The sequence below is a fragment of the Streptomyces paradoxus genome (genome assembly GCF_014202475.1).
Taxonomy (GTDB): domain Bacteria; phylum Actinomycetota; class Actinomycetes; order Streptomycetales; family Streptomycetaceae; genus Streptomyces; species Streptomyces paradoxus.
Map to the genome: position 1 here is coordinate 65,094 of NZ_JACHGV010000015.1, position 22,687 is coordinate 87,780.

General features: G+C 69.3%; 24 protein-coding genes and 1 pseudogene. 22 read left to right on the forward strand and 3 right to left on the reverse strand.

Features of this window, described 5'->3' with window-relative positions:
* Positions 1–199: 199 nt before the first annotated feature.
* Positions 200–748: an RRQRL motif-containing zinc-binding protein gene (locus HNR57_RS40430; protein WP_281403934.1), complete on the forward strand. Its 549-nt coding sequence runs from the start codon at positions 200–202 to the stop codon at positions 746–748.
* Positions 705–893, forward strand: a complete 189-nt coding sequence (locus HNR57_RS39965; RefSeq protein WP_246555225.1) for a hypothetical protein — start codon at positions 705–707, stop codon at positions 891–893. The genes HNR57_RS40430 and HNR57_RS39965 overlap by 44 nt, the downstream gene beginning before the upstream one ends.
* 7 nt (positions 894–900) lie before the next feature.
* On the opposite strand, the gene HNR57_RS34345 is transcribed toward HNR57_RS39965, so the two are convergent.
* Entirely contained in the window at positions 901–1,986 is a 1,086-nt protein-coding gene (locus HNR57_RS34345; RefSeq protein WP_246555227.1) for a protein kinase family protein, read from the reverse strand.
* A gap of 453 nt (positions 1,987–2,439) precedes the next feature.
* Here HNR57_RS34345 and HNR57_RS34350 point away from each other — a divergent pair, with 453 nt between their 5' ends.
* The 18 genes and pseudogenes from HNR57_RS34350 to HNR57_RS40990 form a co-directional block, all read left to right on the forward strand.
* Positions 2,440–2,952, forward strand: a complete 513-nt coding sequence (locus HNR57_RS34350; RefSeq protein WP_184566439.1) for a hypothetical protein — start codon at positions 2,440–2,442, stop codon at positions 2,950–2,952.
* Positions 2,949–3,299 (forward strand): hypothetical protein, encoded by a 351-nt coding sequence (locus tag HNR57_RS34355; RefSeq protein ID WP_184566441.1) that lies wholly within the window; start codon positions 2,949–2,951, stop codon positions 3,297–3,299. Before HNR57_RS34350 ends, HNR57_RS34355 begins: the two co-directional genes overlap by 4 nt.
* Positions 3,296–4,243 carry an ATP-binding protein gene (locus tag HNR57_RS34360; RefSeq protein ID WP_184566443.1) on the forward strand — a complete coding sequence of 316 codons (948 nt, stop codon included), beginning with the start codon at positions 3,296–3,298 and terminating at the stop codon, positions 4,241–4,243. The genes HNR57_RS34355 and HNR57_RS34360 overlap by 4 nt, the downstream gene beginning before the upstream one ends.
* A gap of 310 nt (positions 4,244–4,553) precedes the next feature.
* Positions 4,554–4,856 (forward strand): hypothetical protein, encoded by a 303-nt coding sequence (locus HNR57_RS34365; protein WP_184566445.1) that lies wholly within the window; start codon positions 4,554–4,556, stop codon positions 4,854–4,856.
* A gap of 90 nt (positions 4,857–4,946) precedes the next feature.
* Positions 4,947–5,624, forward strand: coding sequence for a GGDEF domain-containing protein (locus HNR57_RS34370; protein WP_184566447.1), 678 nt, complete (start codon positions 4,947–4,949; stop codon positions 5,622–5,624).
* A complete protein-coding gene (locus HNR57_RS34375; protein ID WP_184566450.1) occupies positions 5,621–6,064 on the forward strand; it encodes an ASCH domain-containing protein in 444 nt (147 codons plus the stop codon). The genes HNR57_RS34370 and HNR57_RS34375 overlap by 4 nt, the downstream gene beginning before the upstream one ends.
* On the forward strand, positions 6,061–6,351 hold the full coding sequence (locus tag HNR57_RS34380) for a hypothetical protein (protein ID WP_184566451.1): 291 nt from the start codon (positions 6,061–6,063) through the stop codon (positions 6,349–6,351). The genes HNR57_RS34375 and HNR57_RS34380 overlap by 4 nt, the downstream gene beginning before the upstream one ends.
* A gap of 21 nt (positions 6,352–6,372) precedes the next feature.
* Positions 6,373–6,546, forward strand: a complete 174-nt coding sequence (locus HNR57_RS34385; RefSeq protein ID WP_184566453.1) for a hypothetical protein — start codon at positions 6,373–6,375, stop codon at positions 6,544–6,546.
* A gap of 12 nt (positions 6,547–6,558) precedes the next feature.
* The gene (locus HNR57_RS34390; protein WP_184566461.1) at positions 6,559–7,425 is read left to right on the forward strand and encodes an Lsr2 family DNA-binding protein; all 867 of its coding nucleotides are present in this window, start codon (positions 6,559–6,561) and stop codon (positions 7,423–7,425) included.
* A complete protein-coding gene (locus HNR57_RS34395; RefSeq protein WP_184566463.1) occupies positions 7,425–7,895 on the forward strand; it encodes a hypothetical protein in 471 nt (156 codons plus the stop codon). Before HNR57_RS34390 ends, HNR57_RS34395 begins: the two co-directional genes overlap by 1 nt.
* Positions 7,895–8,077 (forward strand): DUF8839 family protein, encoded by a 183-nt coding sequence (locus tag HNR57_RS34400; protein WP_184566465.1) that lies wholly within the window; start codon positions 7,895–7,897, stop codon positions 8,075–8,077. The genes HNR57_RS34395 and HNR57_RS34400 overlap by 1 nt, the downstream gene beginning before the upstream one ends.
* 78 nt (positions 8,078–8,155) lie before the next feature.
* Positions 8,156–8,395: a hypothetical protein gene (locus HNR57_RS34405; protein ID WP_184566467.1), complete on the forward strand. Its 240-nt coding sequence runs from the start codon at positions 8,156–8,158 to the stop codon at positions 8,393–8,395.
* Positions 8,396–8,489: 94 nt separating this feature from the next.
* Positions 8,490–8,888 (forward strand): hypothetical protein, encoded by a 399-nt coding sequence (locus HNR57_RS34410; RefSeq protein WP_184566469.1) that lies wholly within the window; start codon positions 8,490–8,492, stop codon positions 8,886–8,888.
* Positions 8,885–9,205, forward strand: coding sequence for a hypothetical protein (locus HNR57_RS34415; protein WP_184566471.1), 321 nt, complete (start codon positions 8,885–8,887; stop codon positions 9,203–9,205). Before HNR57_RS34410 ends, HNR57_RS34415 begins: the two co-directional genes overlap by 4 nt.
* Positions 9,206–9,481: 276 nt before the next feature.
* On the forward strand, positions 9,482–9,832 hold the full coding sequence (locus HNR57_RS34420) for a hypothetical protein (RefSeq protein WP_184566473.1): 351 nt from the start codon (positions 9,482–9,484) through the stop codon (positions 9,830–9,832).
* A gap of 571 nt (positions 9,833–10,403) precedes the next feature.
* Entirely contained in the window at positions 10,404–11,759 is a 1,356-nt protein-coding gene (locus tag HNR57_RS34425; protein WP_184566474.1) for a ParB/RepB/Spo0J family partition protein, read from the forward strand.
* Between the two features lie 95 nt (positions 11,760–11,854).
* A complete protein-coding gene (locus tag HNR57_RS34430; protein ID WP_184566477.1) occupies positions 11,855–12,760 on the forward strand; it encodes a ParA family protein in 906 nt (301 codons plus the stop codon).
* A gap of 261 nt (positions 12,761–13,021) precedes the next feature.
* Positions 13,022–13,912, forward strand: a pseudogene (locus HNR57_RS40990) (DUF2637 domain-containing protein); the annotation flags it as partial.
* 1,315 nt (positions 13,913–15,227) lie between these two features.
* Here HNR57_RS40990 and HNR57_RS34440 read toward each other — a convergent pair.
* The gene (locus HNR57_RS34440; protein WP_184566479.1) at positions 15,228–15,425 is read right to left on the reverse strand and encodes a hypothetical protein; all 198 of its coding nucleotides are present in this window, start codon (positions 15,423–15,425) and stop codon (positions 15,228–15,230) included.
* Positions 15,426–15,729: 304 nt separating this feature from the next.
* On the opposite strand from HNR57_RS34440, the gene HNR57_RS40435 reads away from it, so the two are divergent.
* Together HNR57_RS40435 and HNR57_RS34450 are read left to right on the forward strand one after the other, a co-directional pair.
* Positions 15,730–18,441 carry an SEL1-like repeat protein gene (locus HNR57_RS40435; RefSeq protein ID WP_221343385.1) on the forward strand — a complete coding sequence of 904 codons (2,712 nt, stop codon included), beginning with the start codon at positions 15,730–15,732 and terminating at the stop codon, positions 18,439–18,441.
* 525 nt (positions 18,442–18,966) lie between these two features.
* Positions 18,967–19,206, forward strand: coding sequence for a hypothetical protein (locus HNR57_RS34450; protein ID WP_184566483.1), 240 nt, complete (start codon positions 18,967–18,969; stop codon positions 19,204–19,206).
* A 28-nt stretch (positions 19,207–19,234) separates the two neighbouring features.
* On the opposite strand, the gene HNR57_RS34455 is transcribed toward HNR57_RS34450, so the two are convergent.
* The gene (locus HNR57_RS34455; protein ID WP_184566485.1) at positions 19,235–22,687 is read right to left on the reverse strand and encodes an AfsR/SARP family transcriptional regulator; all 3,453 of its coding nucleotides are present in this window, start codon (positions 22,685–22,687) and stop codon (positions 19,235–19,237) included.

A 22,687-nucleotide genomic window follows, 5' to 3' on the forward strand; every position in this document is an offset into this window, starting at 1 on the left:
GACAGGCCGCCCGGCCGCACGTGGCGCCCCGCCGACACCAGCACGACGTCGGCGGGGCGCAGCGCTGTCCACAGACCACTGGAGGAACGCTCGTGCCCGTGCCCCGCCTGCGCCGCCGGATCGGCCGGCCCCGCCCGCAGCGTCCCGGCCCCTGCTACCCGCACCGCCCCGACCGGCTGCCCGGCGCCTGGAGCAGGTGATGACGCGCCCCCGGAAGAGGCGCCGCCGCGAGGTGAAGCGGGTGCCGCGCAGCGCCGGGACCTTGCCGGAGTACGACCGCAACGCCGCTCCCGAGGGCCTGGTCACGCGCAGGCAGTTAAGGGCGCTGAACCTCAGCCCTGGCGGGCACGGGCCAGTGGCGGTGCTGCGCTGCACGGCGTGTTCGTACCGGCCCGACCAGGCGTGCATCCATCCCACCCGGGCCTGGCTCTACAGCGTGGAACTCGCCCGGCCGAAGCGGACACCGACGCTCGCGCAGGAAGAGGCGCTGGACCGGGCGATGGCCGCGAGGTCCACGTGCCCCCAGTGCCGCCGGAGGTACTACTCCTGCCTCCAGGCTGCTGCCGCCCGAAGTCGCTCAGCTGGTCCGCGCACTGCGCGACCAGCGCCAGAAACGCTGGCAGCTCGACCAGACGGCCAGCACAACACCATGGCTGTTCCCCGGGCAGGAGCCCGCCCGCGCTCTCGGAGCCACCTACCTCTACTTGAAGCTCCGTCGACACGGCATCGCACCCCTCGCCAGCCGTAACAGTGCTCGTCTCGCGCTTGCCACCGATCTACCAGCATCTGTCCTCGCCGACTTCACCGGCACCAGCATCAGCAACTCCACCCGCTGGACCGGATACGCCAAGCGGGACTGGCTCGACTACATCGCCAGCCGCGTAGACCCCTGAAGCCTGCTCAGCTGGGACCTGACCTGTCCGCTTCGAGGACCCGGTGAAGCGTCTTCAAGGGGTACGGGCTCTCCCTGCTCTCCTCCTGGATCTTGAGGTAGAAGTCCGTCAGCACTGCGGCGAGCGGGGCATGACGGGAGAGGATCGCCCTGGCCTTCGGTGATCCGCCCGGTGGTTCCTTCCCACCGGCACATGCGTGAATGAGTGCCACGCGTTCGTTCCGCTCGTATCCGTAGAGAGCAGTGATCAACCAGTTCACCAGCCAGCTGACCGTGTAGCAGCGATCGTAGGTCCGGTGCAGTTCGTAGAACCGTGTCTCGGACGGTGTCAGATCGAATCGGGAGGAGAGGGCGAGGCCGTAGTCCGTGAAGTAGAGGCGTCGGCCGTCGGTCAGGATGTTCTGAAAATGGGCGTCGAAGTGCAGCAGTCCGCGAGCGTTCATGAAGGACGTGCCAGCTTCCAGTGAGCGCTCCACCAGGGAGAGAGCCCGGTCGGCAGATTCTTCACCCGCCTGCACCTGCTCGGTGAGCCAATCGTGGAGCGTCTGAGGGATGTACTCCAAAAACAGCACGAGGCTCGCAGAGGACTGCTGAAGGGCCTCGATACGACGGCGTACCTCGGGTCGACCTCCCCAATAGGCCACAGCCCGCTCCACGTCCGCGAGTTCTTCAGGAAGAGCGGTCGTGTCCGGCAGCACGCGCCAGTGGTACATCACCGGGAACCCCTGGTACTGCCCTCCGAGCACCCAGTTCGTCGTCATGGTGTGAACCGCGAGCTCCCGCCACGCACCGAAACTAGGCCCACCGACACCGTATTGGCAGTACGTAGGCAGCCCGAACAGGTTGGCTGTGGACCGTACGTGCTCCGGCAACCGCTCCATGTCCGTGAGCGGCACCCGTTTCACGAAGACCGGCTTTCCGTCGATCTCCATCAGCGCGGACTTGCCGCCGATACCGGAGCCGAGCGGCACGGCGGCGTCCACAAGCTCGGCCAGCCGGTAATCACTTCGCAGGGCGAGTGAGGTGGAAACAGTGCTGTAGGCAGCCAAGCGTGCCTCTTCCGACATATCGGGATGCTCGACTGCTACCTGCATCGAAACGCCGACCTCGTTTCCACCATGTCCGCGAGTGTTTCACCAACTGCTGTCTCTGCACTGTAGGTGCAGGTCGATATGGAGATCAGCGGAATCGGCGGACGGCGCCAGCTGCCACGGTTCAGCGCCCGCACTCGCGTGCCGCCCCCTAGTAGGCACAGCCTCGAACTCGCCAGCAAGGCGGTCGCTAGGAATACGGCAGCTGCAAAACAAGTGCTCTGCGCCAGTACCGCTGCGCACCCAGGGCGTCTGCGACCCCTGCGACAAGGGCTACGAACCCAGCCCCGACACCTACATGGCGTCCACGGCCCGGTCGTCCACCGGCTGGCCGCATAGCGCGGGCCCCCGTCCCAGCCACACAGGCCGGGACGGGGCCGCACCCGGGCGGCCGCAGCACCGGCAAGAGGCCGGCCGCCCGCTCCCTCACCCCTTCGAGATCAGGAGGCCTCCAGCATGCATGCTCACCGTCCCGCCGTCTTCGCCGCCCTGCTCGGACTGACCCGCGCCGCCAGCGCCGTCGGAGATTTTTGGGTCCAGTCGGATTTCTGTGCTCGCGTGAAGGGCGCCTCCGACGACCACCCGGTCACGTACCAGGACCCGGTCACCGAGGAGAAGACGACCCACGGCACGGCCGACGGCCGCAAGGCGTGCCTTCAGCACTGCCTGTCCTACACGGCCACGCAGGCGATCGTCGCCGGGGCCGGCGCCCGCGCGCTCGGCATCCGGGTCCACCCGGCCGCCGCCGCGGCCGCGCTCGCCATCTCCTGCGGCACCCACTACGCCGCGGACCGACGCGTCCCGGGCAAAGGCCTGCTGGAGAAGATCGCCACCAAGACCGGCAAGGGCAACTTCTACAGGCTCGCCGACTTCGGCATGAACGGCGCCTTCCACCTCGACTCCGCCTGGCATCACGGCTGGGAAACGGTCGCGGCCGTGGTCGCCACCACCAAGGCGACCACCCGGTGACCGGCCGCACCCGTACCCGCCTGAACCGGGTGCGCGCCTCGGTCGGCATCGCCCAGCTCGCCCTCCAGCAGATCGAGGACGACCTGAACGCCGACGACGTCGACGCCGGGGAACTCGCCGCGATCCTGCGCGAGCTCCAGGAGGACATCGACGTCCCCGGCGGCCTCTTCCCGATGCTCGCGCAGCTGGTCACCGCCGCCGCCCGCCGGGCGGAACAGATCGAGCCCGACCGCGACGGCGACGCCTCCTGCCCCCTGCACGAGGCCGCCGCCCTGCTCACCGACAACGCCGGGCAGCGCCTGAACTGGGCTGCCCGCTCCCTTCACCCACAAGGAGACGACGTATGACCTCGGTGCTGTACCCGGACCTGCCCGAGAACGGGCTGATCGTGCTGATCGGAGCCTCCGGAGCGGGCAAGTCCACGCTCGCCCGCACCTGGCCGGCCTCCCAGGTCCTCTCGCTCGATGCTCTGCGCGGCGTCGTCGGTGACGACCCGGGCCGGCAGGACGCGACCGACGACGCCGCCGACGTCCTCAAGCTGATCCTGGAGCGCCGGATGGCCAGGAAGCTCAACACGGTGATCGACGCGACCAATTGCGAGCAGCACATCAGGGTGGAGCTGGTGATGGCCGCCAAGCGGCACGGCATGCCGACAGTCGCGGTCGTCGTCGCCACGCCGCTGTCGGTGTGTCTGGAGCGGCAGGGCCCGCGCCCGGACAACCGGCGCGTGCCCGAGGACGTCGTCCGTGCCCAGCACCAGGCTATGACGTACTCGCACCAGCGGCTGGCCGCCGAAGGGTTCAACACCATCGTCTTCGCCGATAACCTCCACCGGCTGGAGCCGTTCCTGAAGCGGCTCTCGCAGGCCAGGGAGGCCGACCTCGGGCGCGACGGCAGCGAGGGCTTGGGCGACCTGCTCCTGGTCCGCCGCTTCTTCGGCCCGAAGACCCTGCCGCTGTGGCAGTGGCGGCCGGACTCGGACCTGGTCACCGGCCGGGACCGCATTGCGGAGATCCACCTCGGGGAGCAGCACCTCACTCTGGCGTTCCGCGACGACGTCGACGGCGAGGGCGACTTCGGCTTCGACGTCCTGCTGCCCTGCCCCTTCGACCCGGAGTGCGCCGGCCAGGCGTGGGCGCCGGTCTACTCGGTTACCGACCTGCACAAGGCGCTGACCGGCGCCATGGACAACGACCCGGACATCATCTGCACCGCCCACGGTGACGGCGTCGACGACGACCCCGCGGGCCGCGCGGACCTGGAAGCGCAGTACGCCAACGCGGTCGCATAAGCCGCGCGGCCGAACGGGCCCGCACCCGCACCCGCTCACCCCGGCCGACCTCCCGGCCGGGGATGAGTGGTGGCGCGGTTGTCCGCAGTGTCACCTCCCGATCCAAGGCGGGGGCGCCGGCCTCGCCGCGCACCGCCGCACCGCCCACACCAGCGCCGGTGACCCCCGGCGCCCGATCACGATCCACCTGGAGTTCTGACCCACCCTCACCGGCGTGACGGACGCTCCGTGCCGCCCCGACCCCGTTCGACGGAGGCCGGGGCGGTCGCGGTGGTCCCTCAACACCGAGCACAGAGAGGAGCTGGACGTCATGCACCTGCGTATCTACGAGGTTGACGTCCCGATACACGACACCACCAACCCCGACCGGCACGGCGTGCACGTCTTCACCGGCGTCGCCGACTCCCCGGCCGCAGCCCTGCGCCGCGCGCACGAGGTGTACGACGCCGCGCTCGCCGCGCACACGGCCGGACACGAGATCCCCGGCAAGCAGCCGGACAGCTGGGGAGCGCGCGGGCTTCGGCTCGGCTGGCAGATGGAATGGCCCGCCGCGAGGTCCGGCCCTTGGCACAACCCCGTCAGCTGGACCACCCGCAGCGACTTCGCGCTGTAGCTCCGCCCCGGGACAGCCGCACTTGCTTGGCGGCTAGACGACTGTCCCGGGCCCATCCATCCCGCACGAAACGAGACGGAGAACCCAAGTATGTCGCCCCTCCTGCGCGTTCACGGCCGGATCGGCCAGCGCACCCTCTTACTGACGACCGCCGCCGTACCGTTGACCGGCTGGGTGGTCCACGCCGTCGCGCTGCACAAGCAGCTCGCCGCCACCCGCCGCGACCCGCTGACCGGCCTCCTGCGCCGCGACGCCTACACCGCCCGCGCCCGACGGCTCCTGGCCCGCCACGGGGACGACACGGCCCTGGTCATGGTCGACGCCGACCACTTCAAGGCCGTGAACGACACGATGGGCCACCCGGCAGGCGACGCCGTCCTCACGACCTTCGGCGCCCGGCTCACCGCGTGGGCAGGCCCGCACGCGTCCGTGGGCAGGCTCGGAGGCGATGGGTTCGCAGTCGTCCTGGAGCTGCCCGCCACCCGCCGCGAACACCGCCTGGCGCAGCTGGTCCAGATGCTGCACGCGCCGGTCGTCCTGGACGACGGCCGCACCGTCGACGCCGCCGCCTCGATCGGCGCCGCGACGCCGGACGCGATCGGCACCCGCGACCTGACGGCGTTGCAGAGGGCGGCCGATGCCGCTCTGTACGACGGCAAGCACTCCGGCCGCGCGGTCCTCGCGACGGGGCAGCACGCCACCGCGCCGTCCATCAACGGTCGCCGGGCCGGACGGCCGGGCACCGGTTTGTGGGGGCGTGCCGCATGAGCATCGCCACCCTGCCCGAGGGCGACTGGATCCGCGGCATCACGATCCGCCAGCCCTGGGCGACCTGCATCCTCCCCGGGAAGAGCCCGGAAAACAGGCCACGGCACTGGTCGTGGCAGGGCTGGGTCATGATCCACGCCGGAAAGAGGAAGCCGGAGCCCGCCGTGCTGCGCGACCCGCTGGTCGCCACCGCGATCCGCGGCCGCGAACTGCACCTGGGCGCGGTCATCGGCGTCGCCCGCCTCATCGACTGCCACCTGGACCTGGGGCCCGCGCGGTGCACAAGCCCGTGGGCGGAGCGCGGCGCGCACCACCTGGTCCTAGCCGACGTCCAGGAGCTCGCCCTGCCCGTGACTGCCACGGGCGCACTTCCGGCCTGGAAGCCAACGCCGGACCTGGTGGCGCAGGTGTTCCAGCAGTTGCCCGGCTTCAGGCCATGAAGGGACGTCCCAGCAAGAAGGAGTCGCCGTTCGAGCCGGGCCTGATCCCGGCTCCCAGCGGCCTCCTGGAATGGCGCGACGCTCGGCACTTCGACCGCTGGAAGGACCTGCCCTGCGTGTTGTGCGGGAGGCCCACACCGATGCGCTCGCACTCCGAAGAGCCCGTGCACAAGGCGTGCGCCGAGAGCTGGATAGCCGCCAACCCCGTTGAGGCCCGCCTTGGGCGGTTCGCCTCCGACGTCAAGCCGAAGCCCAAGTCCGAGGGCCAAGGCGACGACCACGCCTGACTCCTCCGCCTGGAGGCTCCCATGAGTAACACCCAACGCGACGTCGACCACGCCCTCGCCTACCCGGAACCGCCCGCGTCCCCGCTCTGGCACCGGCACGGCGCGAAGGCCCGGCCCCTCACCGACGCCCAGCGCAAGCGCAACCGCGAGCTGCTGGACATCGCCCAGCGCAAGCCCCGCACCGCCGCCGCGTAGGAGGGCCAGTCGATGTTCACCGACATGAAAGAGGCCCTCGAAGCCGAGGCCCTCGAACTCACCCCGCTCGGCAGCGACCAGTCGACCGCCGCCTCCCTGGTGGTCGCCCGGAACGCCCGCGACAAGGACGACCTGGCCGACCTGCTGGGCGCCCTCGGACTGCCCTGCGCCGAAGACGACCTCGTGCGGCTGCTTCCGCACCTGGCCAACCCTGACACCTGCACCGGAGATTCCATGACCGTCAACGCCTTCACTGCCACCGCCGCTTCCATGCTCAAGAACGGTGACAGCCCCGAGCACGTCCGCAGCACGCTCGGACTGTCGGAAAGCGAGCTCGCCGACGCCGTGAAGCACGCCGACCTGCCCACCCCCACCACCGTCCCGACCCCGGACACGGACGACAGCACCAGCAGCCCGGAGGTGGCTGCCCAGGCGCCTGACGGCATGGCGGGCACCGACGGGATCGAGGCCCTGCTCTCCTGGGCGGAGAACCACCCCGCCGCCAGCATCCGCAACCGGGCCGCCCGCGCCCGCAGCGACCTCACCGAGCTGACGGAACGCCGCGCCGCCGACGCTGCGCAACGGGAGGCAGAAGAGCGTGTCGCCAAGGCCGCGGCCGAACTGGAAGCCGCGCGGGCGCAGCTGCGCGCGATGAAGGCCGGCGGCCGCGCCGCCACGGCGGTACAGGACGCCACGCCCCTGACCCCCGCCACGGCCCCGGCCGCGACCCGCAAGCGCAGCAAGGAAGAGCTGGCCGCGATCCGGACGTGGGCGCGCGCCAACGGTTACCAGGTCGCCGACAAGGGCAACCCGGCCAAGGCCGTCCTGGACGCCTACGACGCAGCCCACCGCACCACCGCCCGGGCGGAGGCGATCTGATGGACACCAAGAACCTCACCGTCGACGGCTTCCTCGACACCGTCCCCACACCCGGCGCCGCGCCGTACACCGCCCAGTTCCAGCTGATCGTCTCCCCCACCGACGACGCCGTGGACGACGTGATCTGGTCCTGCACCACCACCAAACCCGGGATCGTGCACGCGCTGCTCACCGAGATCCAGCCCGGCGACCTGCTGCACGTCTCCGGTGTCCTCACCCAGCCCGACAAGCCGACGGAGCCCGCCCGGCTCACCGTCGACGCCCTGGAGGTCCTGGCCACCGCACCGGCCCGCCCACTCCAGGAGATGGTTCTCGACAGGTACGGCGACTACGTCGTGGTGTTCGACGCCGACACCGACGCCGTGCCCGTGTTCACCGCCCTCGGGCAGTGGGTCGGCGAGGCGGAGAGCCCCGACACCATCGGCACGCTGATCGAGATCCACGAGCGCGTGAACGGCGGTGATGGGTGATGACCACGACCACCGCGCAGTCCCGCACGGTCCTGGAGCGATTCCCCGCCGGAGGCCCCCGCGGCTCCTGGCCCGCCGACGAATACGCCGCCGCCAAGCGCGCTCAGGGCACGAACGCCTGGGTCGTGATGGACCTGGCCACCGATCAGTTCCTCGTAGTCACCGACGCCACCCCTCAGTAGCACCACCCCGGAGCGCCGCGCCCAACCTTCCCGTCCGGGCGCGGCGCTCGCTCGTCTCCGACAAGGAGGACCCCCTTCATGGCCCGCATCACCGTCCGCGTGGACCCCAGGCACGCCGACAACAGCCCCTGCGACCACGTGGTGAAGCCCTCCGGCCAGCCCCGCGATCCCGGTTCCGGCTGCCCCGGCCGGACACAGTTCGCCGTCGTCTGCTCCGAGCACGGCGACGTCGGCGAACCGCAGCACGTCAAGGTCCTTGCCGAGCCCGCGGCCGTCGAGCACCGCCAGGAGCACCGCGCCGCCCTCGCCGCCCGCTGACCACCGGAACCCCTCCACACAGACCTGCGGGGCGGCCATCGACACCGGCTCCGGCCGCCCCGCAGCACCAGCCCATCACCCGACGGAGCCCCCTATGACGGACACCACCACCAACCTCACGCGCCTGCGCGCTCGGATGCTGGCCACCGCGTTCAGCAACGCCGACATCTGGACCCGCAGCAGCGCCTTCCTCACCGACCAGGCCGTGGCCGCGCTCGCCCGCTGCGACCGCGCCGCAGCCGAAGCCCTCGCTGCGTCGCTGCTGGCCCCGGAGTTCCTCCACGACACCCAGGTCCTGGGCGCGGCCGTGGAAGCCGGAATCGACACCAGCACCTGGGAGGAACGCCGCGAGAACATCCGGGCCTACGCCCGCGAGGCCTACGAGCTGCCTGCAAGTCCGACCCGGCAACCGAGGCCAGGCGGATCTGGGCGTCGCTCTACGAGCACCACCCGCAGATCGCGGCGGCCCTGGCCGACTTCCTCCGCGCGATGACCGACACCTGGCGCGAGGACCTGTTCACCATCAGCCCCCACTCCCCCGCCGCCATCCCGCCGACGAGGAAACTCCCCGCGCCGGAGACCGCGCCGTACGACCCGCTGGACTGGGAAGACTGCCCGGCCTGCACCGAAGCGCAGGACCAGTGCCGCTATCACGCCGGCTTCTACGCCGGCATGGAGTACCAGCGCGCCCTGATCACTACGGCGCTGACCGACCACACGGCCATCGACCAGCTCCAACAGCGCCACCACGAAATCGAGGTCAGCACCGCCCGGACGGCATCCGCCGACACGAACACCGCCACCCCGTGACGCCCGGGGCGGCCGTCGACCTCCGAGCCCGGCCGCCCCGGTGCCCAAACCAGTCTCACCGAAGGCCCGCTGACGGTCGGCGGCTTCCTCGCCCTGCCCGACACCCACACCACCGACCTACGCCTGGTCGTCCTCACCGTCGACGCCGAGCGCCTAGAACCGCGGCCCCCAGTCACCACACGGCCGGCCCTGCGTCTCCTACGCACCGACGCCTGTACGACTCAGCCCGCCGCATCGTCCGACTGACAGCCTGCGAGCCCGAAGGAATTTCTCACGATGGCGACCTCCGTCATACCCAGCCAGCAAACGGCACTGACTGCCAGCCAGGCCGTCGCCCTGTCCCTGCTCCGCGACAGCTACCGGCAGCGAACCATCACCGCTCGTACCGGCAGTGATCCCGACGACCTGTACCGCCTCGCCATGCTGCACGACGTCACCGCTCCGCACGGCACGGTGGAAGGCCACGAATGCCACGAGGCCCGCAGGGAAGAACCCTGCATCGCCTGCACGCACGCCTACGGGCGAGCACTGGCCCGCCAGCAAGCACAACGCCGCAGGACGGTCAGCGCACTCCCCCGCGCGCTCCGCCCTGTCCACAGCCTGCAGGGAAGGAGGGTCGTCAGGTGACCGTGCCTCTGCCCGCCCTGCCGCCCGGGCGACCCCAGCGGCCCGATCGTTCACGCCGGACCTGACCGAGCACTGAAGGCCACGCGCACACCAGCCCCCAGAACGGCCCGGGCGGCCGTCGCCCCCTCAGCCCGGCCACCCGGGTGCCACATCTCATCCCAAGAGGCAGGAGAGAAACGGCCAGCGGTCGTTCCCTCGACACGCTCTGACCACGAGGCCCCGCGTTCCGGACGACACGTTCCGGGGCGCGGGGCCTTTCGTTTTTCACGACCGAGTCCCCCCTTCGAGCCGCAGCCGCAGCATGGGGCGACCTGGCCCTCAGCGACGTGCGCAGCACCGGGAGGGGACCACTCGATCGAGTATTCCGACGGAATATCAGACGCCCAGACATACGCCCTGCTGGCTACTGGGCACGGGGACACAACTGCGCGACAGCTAACAAATACGGGCATAGGGATGAGAGTGGAGCCTCGGATATTCCGACGGAATACCGCCCCGTTGCCTAGGGGCGAGCCGCTGGCCCGCTAGGGTCACCTCCAGTCAGCACCCATTCGTCTCAGGAGCACCCCACATGGCCGCTGGAGCCTCCGGGCCCACGATGACCTTCGGCAGGAAGAAGAAGACCCGAAGCATCTGGGACGACCCAGATGCCGTAGAGGTCGTCGAAATCCCCCTCAAGCAACTCCACCCCAACCCCTTCAACCCCCGCCTCGTCTACCGGGACGAGGACATCGACGAGCTCGCCGAGTCGATCAAGGCAGAAGGCGGAGTTCTCCAGGACCTGTCGGTAGCTGAAGTAGAGGGCTTCCTCGAGTACTGGCGTCCCCGCCTCGCTGAGACGCAGCCAGAGAAGCTTGAGGAGCTGGAGGACAAGCTGGGATCGGTCCCGGCCGGCGACTACGTCACCCTCATCGGACACAACAGGAAGCTCGCCCTGGCCCGGGCCGGCAAGGACTCTGCGCCCTGCAAGGTCACCAACTCGAAAATCCCCCGGGCACGGCTTCTCGGACTGCCGGAGAACATGCGGCGGATCCCGCTGAACCCGATCGAAGAGGCACTGGGCTTCCAAGGGGCGCTCGACGACGGAATGCTGCAAGCGGAGGTCGCCGCGCAGACTGGATGCAGGCAACCTCACATCTCGCGCCGAATCAAGCTGCTCAAGCTCCCCACCGAAGTCCAACAGGCTGTCATGGACGGACTCGCTGTCAGCGAGGCAGAGACCCTGCTCGACAGGCTCACCACTCCAGAGCAGCACCTGCAGGCCTGGCGGGTCATGAAGGAGGAAGGCATCAAGGCCGCCTTTGCCGCCGCGAGGGTCCTGGCACCCGCGACCCCAACAACTCCCAAGGCCAAGCCCGCGCCCAAGGCGAAGCAGACTCCTGCCGTCCCGCCTCAGCAGACGAATTCCCCGGACCAGCAAGCATCAGAAGAGACCAAGCCAACCGGCTCTGATCACGATGCCTCCAATCAGCAGACTGAGCAGATCAACCCGGAGACCCGAAACGAGGCGGAACCCGACCACAGCGCCGAAGCGGCGCAACTGCGCGTGCAGGCATGCCGCACCGTCCTGGAGCTGGGAGTCCCCTCGAACCCCCGAGAAACTCTGCGCCTCCTGGCCCCTGCCCTCCTCGCGGCCCCGAGCAAGTCCGCTCGCCAGATGGCTCACGAGTGGCTGCGGTCAACCGCCAAGCCCATCGGGCCCGATGTAGCGGGGGTGGACAAGTACTTCGCCGAGGTGTCCGCATCCGGCGACGCAAAGAAGACCGCTCACGTCGCCCTGGCCGTCGCCCTGGCCGTCGCCGAGCAGCGTGCCTCCGACGCCAGCCGCCTCTGGGACGCCCAGGACCGTGACTACATCGCCCATCTGAAGTCCGCCGTCAACTATCAGCCCACCGACTGGGAGCTGGACCGCCTCGGCGGCAAGTGAGGCAGGCCCGTATTCCGTCGGAATGCTGCTGACCTAGCGATCGCAGTATTCCGACGGAATACGAGGGCGCCCCAGCACGACCCTCAGGAGAACCCTTGCCAACCTCCAAGACCGCGAACGCGCCCGAAGCGCCGCGCATCTTCGCCTGCTCCGTCATCGCCGGTGGCGCCGGGAAGACCCAAGACGTCATCAACCTCGCCGTCGAAGCAGCCGGACGAGGGCACTCAGTAGCCGTCGCAGACTTCGACCCTCAGCGCACTGCTTCCCACATCCTCGGTTACCAGGACCCCCCCGAGGGCCAGCCGACCATCTTCGATGTTCTGCAGGGAAAGCACAGTCTTGAGGAAGCAGTCGTCCCGGCTCGCTACCGCATCGGTGAAGGTGAAGACGACAGTGCGTTCCGCCTTATCCCCAACCTTGACCTCATCCTTGGGACACCAGAGATGGCGGATGCGGAAGTCAACCTCGGTCTCGACCCGGCCGGTGTGCTGTGGCTGCAGAACGTTCTGGACGAGCAACTGCCCGAAGGACGCTGGAGCATCATGTTCTTCGACTGCGGCCCGACCCTCGGAATCCTTCTGCTGTCGATCGCCATGGTCGGCCCAGAGGTCATCGGATGCGTCGCCGATGAGTTCAAGTACATCATCGGCCTGCAAGACCTCGAAGACACCCTGGACAAGGGAGCTCGCAAGTTCCGCCGCTTCGGATTCAGAACCGAGGTGCAGCACATCCTTGCCACCAACATCCCCCTGGACGCCCAGGGCAACATCCGGCGCAGCGGCGGAGCGGTCGCAGATGACGCGATCAAAGCCATCCGCGGCAACCCGGACTGGCACCCCAAGCTGCTGCCCATCATCCGACGCAAGCAGCGTTTCAAGGACACCATCGTCACCCAGCGCCCGCTGCGATTCCTCGATCCCCGCAACGAGGCACTCCAAGACATCGCTGCTGTCGCGGACGCCCTTGGCATCCCGCGGCTCAACTCGACTCGGAAGCGGTGAAGAGTATTCCGACGGAATACTCCTCACATGCGGCGTCTGGCTCCACCTGGGCCAGGCGCCGCTCCGCTGTCCACGTGCAAGACGGCACGACCCGGGACCGCTGCACACCGCCGCAGAGGCTTTCAATGATCACTATTCGCAGACGATCCGTCCCAAGCCGATCCTGATGGACCTCATGTGCCGCACATCATGGGAGTGTGAGACCAGCTCAGTTGTGAGGTTTGGATAGGGGAGTGGGACGTGGCTGCGGGGAAGGGCGAGATACCCCAGCTGACCCGAGCGCATCGGGTCCTCATCGCCGTCGTCGTGTGCGGCGCCGTCGTCATCGCCGGCATCGGCTTCGCGGGCTCGTACGCGGCCGTCCGTGAGCTGGCCCTCCAGAAAGGCTTCGGGAACTTCTCCTACGTCTTCCCGATCGGCATCGACGCAGGGATCTGTGTCCTGCTGGCCCTGGATCTCCTACTGACCTGGATCCGCATCCCCTTTCCCCTCCTTCGCCAGACAGCGTGGCTGCTGACGGCAGCGACCATCGCCTTCAACGGCGCGGCGGCCTGGCCGGATCCGCTGGGCGTGGGAATGCATGCCGTAATTCCGGTCCTGTTCGTGGTCGCCGTCGAGGCCGCCCGGCACGCGATCGGCCGCATCGCGGACATCACCGCCGACAAACACATGGAGGGTGTGCGTCTCACCCGCTGGCTCCTCTCGCCTGTGCCAACGTTCCTGCTGTGGCGACGCATGAAGCTTTGGGAGCTGCGCTCCTACGACCAGGTCATCAAGCTGGAGCAGGAGCGCCTCGTCTACCAGGCAGCCCTTCGCTCCCGCTTCGGCCGCGGCTGGCGACGCAAGGCCCCCATCGAGGCACTGATGCCGCTACGACTGGCCCGTTACGGCGTCCCACTCGCCGAGACCGCACCTGCCGGTCTTGCCGCAGCCGGTATCGAGGAGCCGCCGATCCAGTTCACCGTCGAGCGAGTCCCCGCCCCCACAGATCCGGAAGCCCCCGTACTCGACGCCGCGGCGGAGCACGAACAACCGGCGGCCGAGCTGGCGAGCGCGGAGGCGGAACCGGTCCAGTCTCCAGTCTCAACTCCGGCCCATGAGCTGCCGGAGGATCTGCAGGAATCGACCGCGGAATCCGCTGAGCGGTTTGCCGAGGCATACCAGGCGTTCCTCACCCAGTTCCAAGCTGAGCCGACCCCGACGCAGTGGGCCTACTGGCTCCGCGACACCTATGGCATCTCTACGGGATCCGGTGCCCCGCTCGCCGAGGACCAAGTGCATCCGCTGCTCCAGGTCCTCCAGGCGCGCTACGCGCTCGATACCCAAATGACCGCCGCCACCAGTGAAGCCGAGCCAGTCGACCAGTGGTACGACTACTTCCACAGCGCCTGGCGTACCTACGCGCAGGAGCACGGCGCGTATCCGGACCCGGCCGCCCTGGCCGCGTACGTGTACGAGCGGGACTCCATCACCGGAGACGGTGGCCGTCCCATCACGGGCGACGACTTGGCGGCCTTCGTCACAAGCTTCCTGGAGCACGAACTCGGCATCAGTGAGCCGCCCTCAGCCGAGACTGCCACGAATCCCAGTGAGCATGTCGCTGAAGAGGTTCTGTCGGATGGGGAGCGCGAGACGGCACCCGCTGGCGCGGGCGCCCAGGCCGCAAGGGAGCAACGCACCCCCCGCGTGAACGCCGCCATCGATGACGAGCTACCGGAAGAGGGCGACACGTCCGACGGGCCGGCCGGCTTGACCACCGTCGACCGCTACTACCTGGCGTGGATGGAGTACCAGAGCCAGAACGGAGGCGAACCGCAGTCCTCAACGCGGGAGGCCGAGGAACTGTCCGCCTACTTGGCCAGCAAGGGAATGCGCGGCCGTGGTGACAAGCCGGTCAGCCCGGCCACCTTGCGCCGCTACCTGCTGCCGTTTCGCGTGTACAACATCTGGTCCGAGCAGCGAGTGCGCAGCGAGGTGCCGTCGCTCGACACCGTTGCGCAGGAGTGCGCAGCCCAAGGGATCACCGGGCAGTACAACAGGCCCCTCCGGGTCGACTACCTCGCCGAGCAGGCCGTCGATTTCGAGCGGCGCTGGCAGGCCCTCGTCCGCCATCACGCCGACGCGCAGCAGTAGCTCCGCCACCGCGCATCGGTTGCACATCCGGTCTCAGGCGACTCCCCGCCAGGCTGCGCAATGAGATGAAACCCCTGATCAGAGGCACATTGCGCAGGCATTGTGATCATTGCGCAGCCTGGCGCATCGCGTCTTTGCGTATTGCGCAGGCCCGCCCCTGAACCGAGGAGGAGAACTAGATGCACGCTCTGCGTATCGACCCGGACGCCACGCCGGTTATCTAGTGCTCCTGGGTCCCCAGCGCACGTCAGCGTAGGTCTGCGGCTTTCAGGCATGTGCGGCAAGTAATTGAGCACGGTCGGGTGGTGGAGTAGGTGCCGGGCCATCGCGGGGGTCAGGTGAGGAGGGCCGCGAAGGTGCTGGCCACGGTGGTGGCGAGGGTGATGACCGCGGCGAAGGTGACGGCGGCGCGGGTGAGAGCGGCGGGGTAGGTGGCGCCGTCCATGAGGGCGAGCTTGCCCGCACCGAAGGCGGCCAACAGCGCGACGACGAACACGAGTGCGGCAGTGAGGAGGACGACGGCAACGTTCACGACAGACTCCCTTCAAGGGGTGGGTGTTGACGTGGACGAAGGTCTCGGAATAGGTGTGCGCCATGGTGCGCCGGGACGAAGATGAACACCGGCGAACACCACACCACCCAGGGGCGAGCACGTGCGCGACGAACGGACCGGTCACACTCCGGAATCGGCTCTGACAGAACTGCGCAAGAGGCTGGAGGGCGGGCTGGCCCGGGCCAGGCTAACGAAAAAAGACCTCGTCGCTCGGACAGGGCTGAGCCGTACGACCGTGCAGCTGGCGTTCCAGACCAACGGGCCGGTGCCGTCGCTACAGACGGTGACGGCGCTGGCTGGCGCGCTGAGACTGCCGGCGGGGGACCGGCAAGAGCTGGAGAAAATGCAGCGGGTCGCGGCCGGTGGCGGGGACGCTGAACGCCCGGGGCCCGGCCGGCCGATCGGGCAGTGTGATCCGCACGCGCTGGAGGTCCATCCGGTCGGTACCGTCCGGGACGGGTCGGGCCTGCCGGGGCAGCGGTTACTGCCTGGCTATGTGTTCCGGGAGCACGACCGGATCCTGACGGAGGCGGCGCGGGAGGCTCGAGAGGGTTACAGCCGGATGGTGGTCCTGGTGGGTGAGTCCTCGACGGGGAAGACGCGGGCGTGCTGGGAGGCTGTGCAGCCGTTGGCAGAGCAGGGGTGGCGGCTGTGGCATCCCTTCGATCCCACCCGGGCGGAGGCCGCGGTGGAGGATCTGGACCTGGTCGGCCCGCGCACGGTGGTATGGCTGAACGAGGCCCAGCACTACCTAGGGGACCGGGCCGGTGAGCGGATCGCTGCGGCCGTGCACCATCTGCTGACCAGCCCGCAGCGCGGGCCGGTCCTCGTGCTGGGCACGCTTTGGCCTGACTACTTCAGGCAGTACACGGCCCTGCCCGCTCCGGGTGGGCCGGATCCGCACAGCCGCGTGAGGGAACTGCTCGCCGGATGCACCGTAAGCGTCCCCGACTCCTTCGACAGCCGCGCCCTGGCCGCGGCGACTGCGTTGGCCGAGGGCGGGGACCGGCTGCTGGCCGACTCCCTCACCCGCGCCCGCGCCGACGGACGCCTCACCCAGGACCTCGCCGGAGGCCCCGCGCTCCTGAAGCGCTACCACGCCGGCAGCCCAGCCGCCAAAGCGCTCCTGGAAGTGGCTATGGACGCCCGCCGCCTCGGCGTCGGCCTGCACCTGCCGCAGGCCTTCCTCACCGACGCCGCCCCCGACTATCTCCACGACACCGACTGGATGCAGCTCACCGACGACTGGGCAGAGAAGGCATACGCCGAACTAGCCGAGCAGGTGCACGGCAATCAGGCCCCCCTGAGCCGGGTCACCCCCCGACCGCAGCGGCGCCCACCCGGCCCCTCCACGCCTGCCGACGCTCCCTCACCGCAGCCCTCGGGGCCGGTGTTCCGCCTCGCCGACTACCTCGAACAATACGGCCGCACCACCCGCCGCCACCTGTGCCCGCCCGCCTCCTTCTGGCACGCCGCCCACACCCACCTCGCCCACCCCGACGACCTGTACAACCTCACCAGCGAAGCCCTAGACCGGCACCGCCTGCAATGGGCCCACCACCTCCAACTCCGCGCCGCCCACTGCGGCAACACCGACGCCCTGTGCGCCCTGGCCCGGATGCGGGAGAAGGCCGGAGACCGAGAGGGCGCCGAAACCCTCTACCGGCAGGCCGCCGACCGCGGCAACGCCGACGCCCTGTACGCCCTGGCCCAGATGCGGGAGAAGGCCGGGGACCGGGAGGGCGCCGAAACCCTGGCCCGACAGGCCGACGACCACGGCTTCCCCAGCGCCATGTCCCGCCTAGTGGGGATGCAGGAGAACGCCATGTCCCACCTGGTCGGGATGCGGGAGAAGGCCGGGGACCGAGTGGGCGCCGAAACCCTGGCCCGGCAGGCCGCCGACCGCGGCAACACCGACGCCCTGTACGCCCTGGCCCAGATGCGGGAGAACGCCGGAGACCGAGAGGGCGCCGAAACCCTATACCGGCAGGCCGCCGACCAGGGCAACACCAGCGCCGTGTGCCGCCTGGTCGAGATGCGGGAGGAGGCCGGGGACCGGGAGGATGCTGAAACCCTGGCCCGGCAGGCCGCCGACCACGGCAACACCAATGCCCTGCTCCGCCTGGCCCGGACGCGGGAGTGGGCCGGGGACCGGGAAGGTGCCGAAACCCTGGCCCGGCAGGCCGCCAACCACGGCAACACCAACGCGCTATACGCCCTGGCTTTCATGCGGGAGTGGGCCGGGGACCGGGAGGGCGCCGAAACCCTCTTCCGACAGGCCGCCGACCACGGCAACACCGATGCGCTGTACGGCCTGGCCCGAATGCGGGAGTGGGCCGGGGATCGGGAAGATGCCGAAGCTCTCTTCCGGCAGGCCGCCGACCACGGCAACTTCAACGCCCTGGTCCGCCTGGCCCGGATACGAGTGAGCCCGGGGACCCGGGAGGACGGCGACGAAACGCTGGCCCAGCATGCCGCCGACCACGGCAATACCGACGCCCCTGCTCGCCTGACCTGGATGCACGAGTGGGCCTTGACCGAAGCCTTGCTCCAGCGGAAGGTCAGGGACGGAGAGGGCGACGTAGCCCTGGCCCGGCGGGCCGCCGAGGGCGACACCAGCGCCCTGGTGCGCCTGGCCCAGATACGGGAGAGGGCCGGGGACCGGGAAGATGCCGGGGCCCTCTACCGGCAGGCCGCCGACCACGGCCACACCGATGCGCTGTACCGCCTGGCCCAGATACGGGAGAGGGCCGGGGACTGGGAAGGTGCCGAGGCCCTCTACCGGCAGGCCGCCGACCACGGCCACACCGATGCGCTGTACGACCTGGCCCAGATACGGGAGAGGGTGGGGGACTGGGAAGGTGCCGAGGCCCTCTACCGGCAGGCCGCCGACCACGGGGACGCCCAGGCCCTCCTTGGCATGGCAATGGCGCTCAAACGCCTGTGGCCGTACGGCTTGGACCCGGACGGTACGCCGACGCCCGAATGGCAATAATCCAGGCGCTACCGGCCCCGTGCTCAGGCAGCTGATACCGGGGAAAGCAAGTAAAGAATGTCGTGTTGTCATGACCGAGGAAGATGTTTCGACCGAAACACTTCCGATCGTCAACGAAGCCCGCATGTCGCGTACGTCGTACTCACGGTGACCCAAGCTCGGTTCCACCGGACCGCGGAGGTCCCCGACGAGGGGCCACGATCGATGTGCGACCTCGATAAGGCAAAGCGAGGTTGGGAGTTCGGACGTCACGTATGCCCAACGTGCCTGAAGAACCAGCAGATACCCGTGAGGCACGTACATCGCACGAGCAGGATCCTCACATGCCTGACGCCTCCCAGAAACCCTAGATCACTGTCACGGACCTCAACTTGCCCGCAACCGATGCGCAGTCCGCTATCCAGGAGCACATCGGATCCGACGCCGTCGACCAAGGGGGCTACCACCGGAGGGCAGTAGTGCACAATCACGGCAACAGCCAGATTCTTGGTCTTCCCCAGAACCTGGCTGCATGGGCTCTGGCGAGTGCGTGGCGCGGGCGACCCCTCCTACACGCCGGTCGGCCCTATCGTCGTCACGGGCCGCACCACGAGCGGCGACGTGACGGCATTCGAGGACGATCTGGTGCAGCAGGCGAAGTCCGTTGCGCAGACCGTCCGCGACACTCTGTCCGCGTGGCATGCCCGCCCTCCAGCCTCCAACGAGGCCGCCGTCAACGAACTGCTCGCGTATGCCTCGCGCGATGTAGCCTCTCGCGAGCAGTGACGTGCTGTGGCCTCTGACCACTCACCGACTAGAGGACTTTGCGCATCGACGTACCCGGGCCGTTGAGGAGTTCGTGAATGAGGGCTTCGGTCTCTGTCTCCAAAGAACAGTCCAAGGACCGGTTGACCTGCTGCACTCGTGTGATGGCGGTATGCAGTCCCTGCCGATTCCCGGCTGCATGCTCGATCCGCAGCCAGTCCCGATACAGCAGCTCTGCTGTGTGGTCGACGTCGAGACCGGTCGCGACGGCCTGACGAGCCGCGCTGAGGTCGTGATGTGGACCTGTGGGTGTGCGGTAGGTGGCTACGGTGTGCGCGACGTCGATGATGCGCGTGATCATCTCCTGCTGGTACGGCTCGGCCCAGGGCAGGGGCTTGCCGCCGAACGGCCGACCCCGCACCAGAGTGAGCGCCCTCTCCAGGTCGGTCAATCCAGCCGGGCCCAGCGGTAGGGCACGCTCGACGAGCTCGAGGAAGCGGGTCCAGTCGCAGCGCACGCCGGGGGAGAGCCGGTAGGGGCTTTCGCCGGTCTTGCGGCGCGGCACGTAGGGGTCGCCGGCCGGGTCGTTCCCCATAGAGCGACGCAGGCCTTGCATCCGAGCGTTGAGGGTGTTGATCGACCAAGGACTGACGGGATCCATGTCCGAACACAGGGCGTCGGCGCTCCGCCCGGGCCGGAAAAACAGCAAAGCGGCGAGTTGCGCCATCCGGGGGCCGTGGCCGGTGCTGTCCACACCAGTCACCTCGATCGGGCCCAGGATCCGGATCTCCGGCGCGTGCAGGTCGTGCGCCCCGCACTCCTCCGTCTCCGGCTTGCGCTCCTCAGCGGAGTCCTCGTGGGCTTCAGTCTTCCCGGCCTTTTCCATGGCGGTGTCCGCAGCCGTCTGCGACACGGGGGCCGGGGGCGCTGGCTCGGTGTCCGGGCCAGGCTCAGCGTCCGCCTGAGCCGTCTGCGGCGTGGGCAGGAGACGAAGTGCAGAGGGACCGGTGGTGGCGGCGAGCAGAGCCGGGAACACCTCGCCGCCCGCGTCCGCTTCCGACGAAAGACTCGTGACAGCGGGCGTAGGCGCGGTGGGTTCCTCCGAGACCGAAGAATCCGGCTGCTGCACCATGTCAGGTTCACTCGGGACGTCCTGCCAAAGCCCCTCGGCCGGGTGGGACGGTTGCCCGGACACCTTCAGCGCCGTGGTGATCTGCACGTAGGCGGCGTGATCGAGGCGCTGCACCGTGATTTCGACGCTGGCGTACTCGACGTCCTGCGGATCGTTGAGTGAGGAATTGAGGATCTCCGCCTCAGGGAAGTGCGCGGCCGCTGAACTCGCCGGGGCGACCAGGGTGACAGGGACCGTGCCGGACTTGTCGATGACATCGGCGAACTCCCAGGCCGTGTCCGGGTCCAGGGACGACGCGCACAGCAGCAGATACGGCTGATGCTGGGTCTCGGGCATCTGGTGCGCTTCCAGCAGCCGCTCAGACAGATCGCGCAGCGCGTGCGTGGCCTCCCGCATGTAGGCGATGCGCGTGGTGGGGAGCAGTTGCGGCAGGTCCTCGCCGAACCCGATGGTCACGACCTCGACTTCACTCGCCCACGGGCTCATCCCGAGCTCCAGCGCGAGCGAGGTGCACACCTCGGAGATGTGGACCGGGTTGCCGTCCAACAACAACGCAGGCAATTGCGCGAGGTTGAGCAGCACAAGGTCGCCGCCTTCCATGCTGCCGGTGGTGACCAGGGCCGGATACGGCGCAGGCACCTCGTGGGCGTCCTGCTCGCCGAGCAGGTTCGCGTCGACGGGTAGGGCCCACCAGCCGCCCTCCCCCTTCACGAAGGGTGCCTGTGCGTCCTGGGTGAGGTCCTCGGGCAGGACATGCAGCGTGCGGGTGCCGATCCGCGCGGCGCGCAGCCCAGGCATCACCACCTTGTCCTCGCGCTGGGCCACCTGGTGGGCCAGCGTGCGCAGCGCCAGGTCCAGGCGGGCCGCGCCGTCCGGTTCGGCGGCGGCCGCCAGTTTGGCCTCTGCGGTGGATGTCTCTGGGGCGATGGCGATCTTCTCGCCGGGCTTGCGTCGGCGGCGCTGCAGCGTGCGGCGCAAGGCCAGCGCACCGGTGATGGAGGCGGCCAGGAGCGCACCGGCACCCAACGCCGTGCGCAAGCTCAGGATGTTGCCGGCCGGGGTCGGAGTGGAGGGTTCGGAAGCCGACAGGGTGGGGGAGGAGTGGGCAGAGCTCTGCGGCTCAGTCGGCGCCGACGGGGTTGCCGAAGGCGGGGAGGCGCTGGAATTCCGCTCAGGCGTCCCCCCCGGAGCCCTCCCGTCACGGCTGGGCTGCTGGGTGGGACCGGCAGCGGACGCCTCCGGTCCGGGCACGTCGCTCTGCTTCGGCGCGGGCGGCTTCCCTGCGCCTTCCGGACCGTCGGAGTCAGGCTCCTGCTCGTCAGCCGGCGTCGAGGGAGCAGCAGGCGCGGAGGGCTCAGCGTCTGCTGCATCTGGGGAGCTGTCATTGATGTTCGGTGGCGGGCCGTGCCGGTCCTCGTCTGGATCGGGTGTCCGGGCCTCTGGCACGGTGATCTGCTGCCCGGCGTAGATCACGTCCGGGTTGGTGATGGCGGGCAGGCCGTCCGGTTGCGGCTTGCCCTGGGTGGCGTCGAACAGCTCCTTCCACTGGCCGGCGTCGCCGAGTTCCTCCTCGGCGATCTTCGACAGATAGTCGCCCTCGTGCACCTTCACGACGCGATCGCTCTTGCCGGGGGCTGCGGATGCGTGGCCCGCGAGCTGCAGGTGAAGCCCATCGGCCGCGGCCTGGGCCTCGGGCATAACCAGCTGCCAGCCCGGCTGCAGAAAGCTGTTGGACTTGAACGTCTGACCGCCGGGCATGACGCGGCCTTCGTTCAGGGCGGCGATCTCCCGCCACCGCTCGCCGTCGCCCAGTTCCTGCTCGGCGATACTCCACAGGCTCTCGGCCGGTCGCACATCCTGCACGGTGTACGTGCGGGGGGCCGACGTGTTCGAGGCAGCAGGCTGTTCAGCTTCCGCAGGCATGAGGGCCGGTGCCTGCCCGGGCACGTGGGCGGTGACAGACGGCACGGCCTGCGCCTCGGAGGCCAAGGCGGAGCTGGTGGGCAGCAGCACCAGAATGCTGCCGATCAGCGCGGCCGCCGCACGCTGTGAGGCACCCAGCCCACGCGGTGCGCGCCAGGTGCGGCCCCACACCTGAGCGATCAGCTCGCGCACAGCGCAGAAGGAGAACTGGGCCCATCCGATCCAGCCGACGGCGACCAGCAGCACCAGGAAAGCTGAACCGGTGTCCTGCCGGTCCAGAAGGTGCGTCAGGTCGTCATGGCTGGCGGCCCAGATCACCGGGGTCGCCCAGGTAAGCAGCAGCGGCAGTCCGGCAACCGCACCGGCCAGGACGAGCAGACTCAGCACAGCCTTGAGCACCCGGGCCAGGGTGCGGCCTGCCGTGGTGGAGGCTTGCGTGGTGCGCAT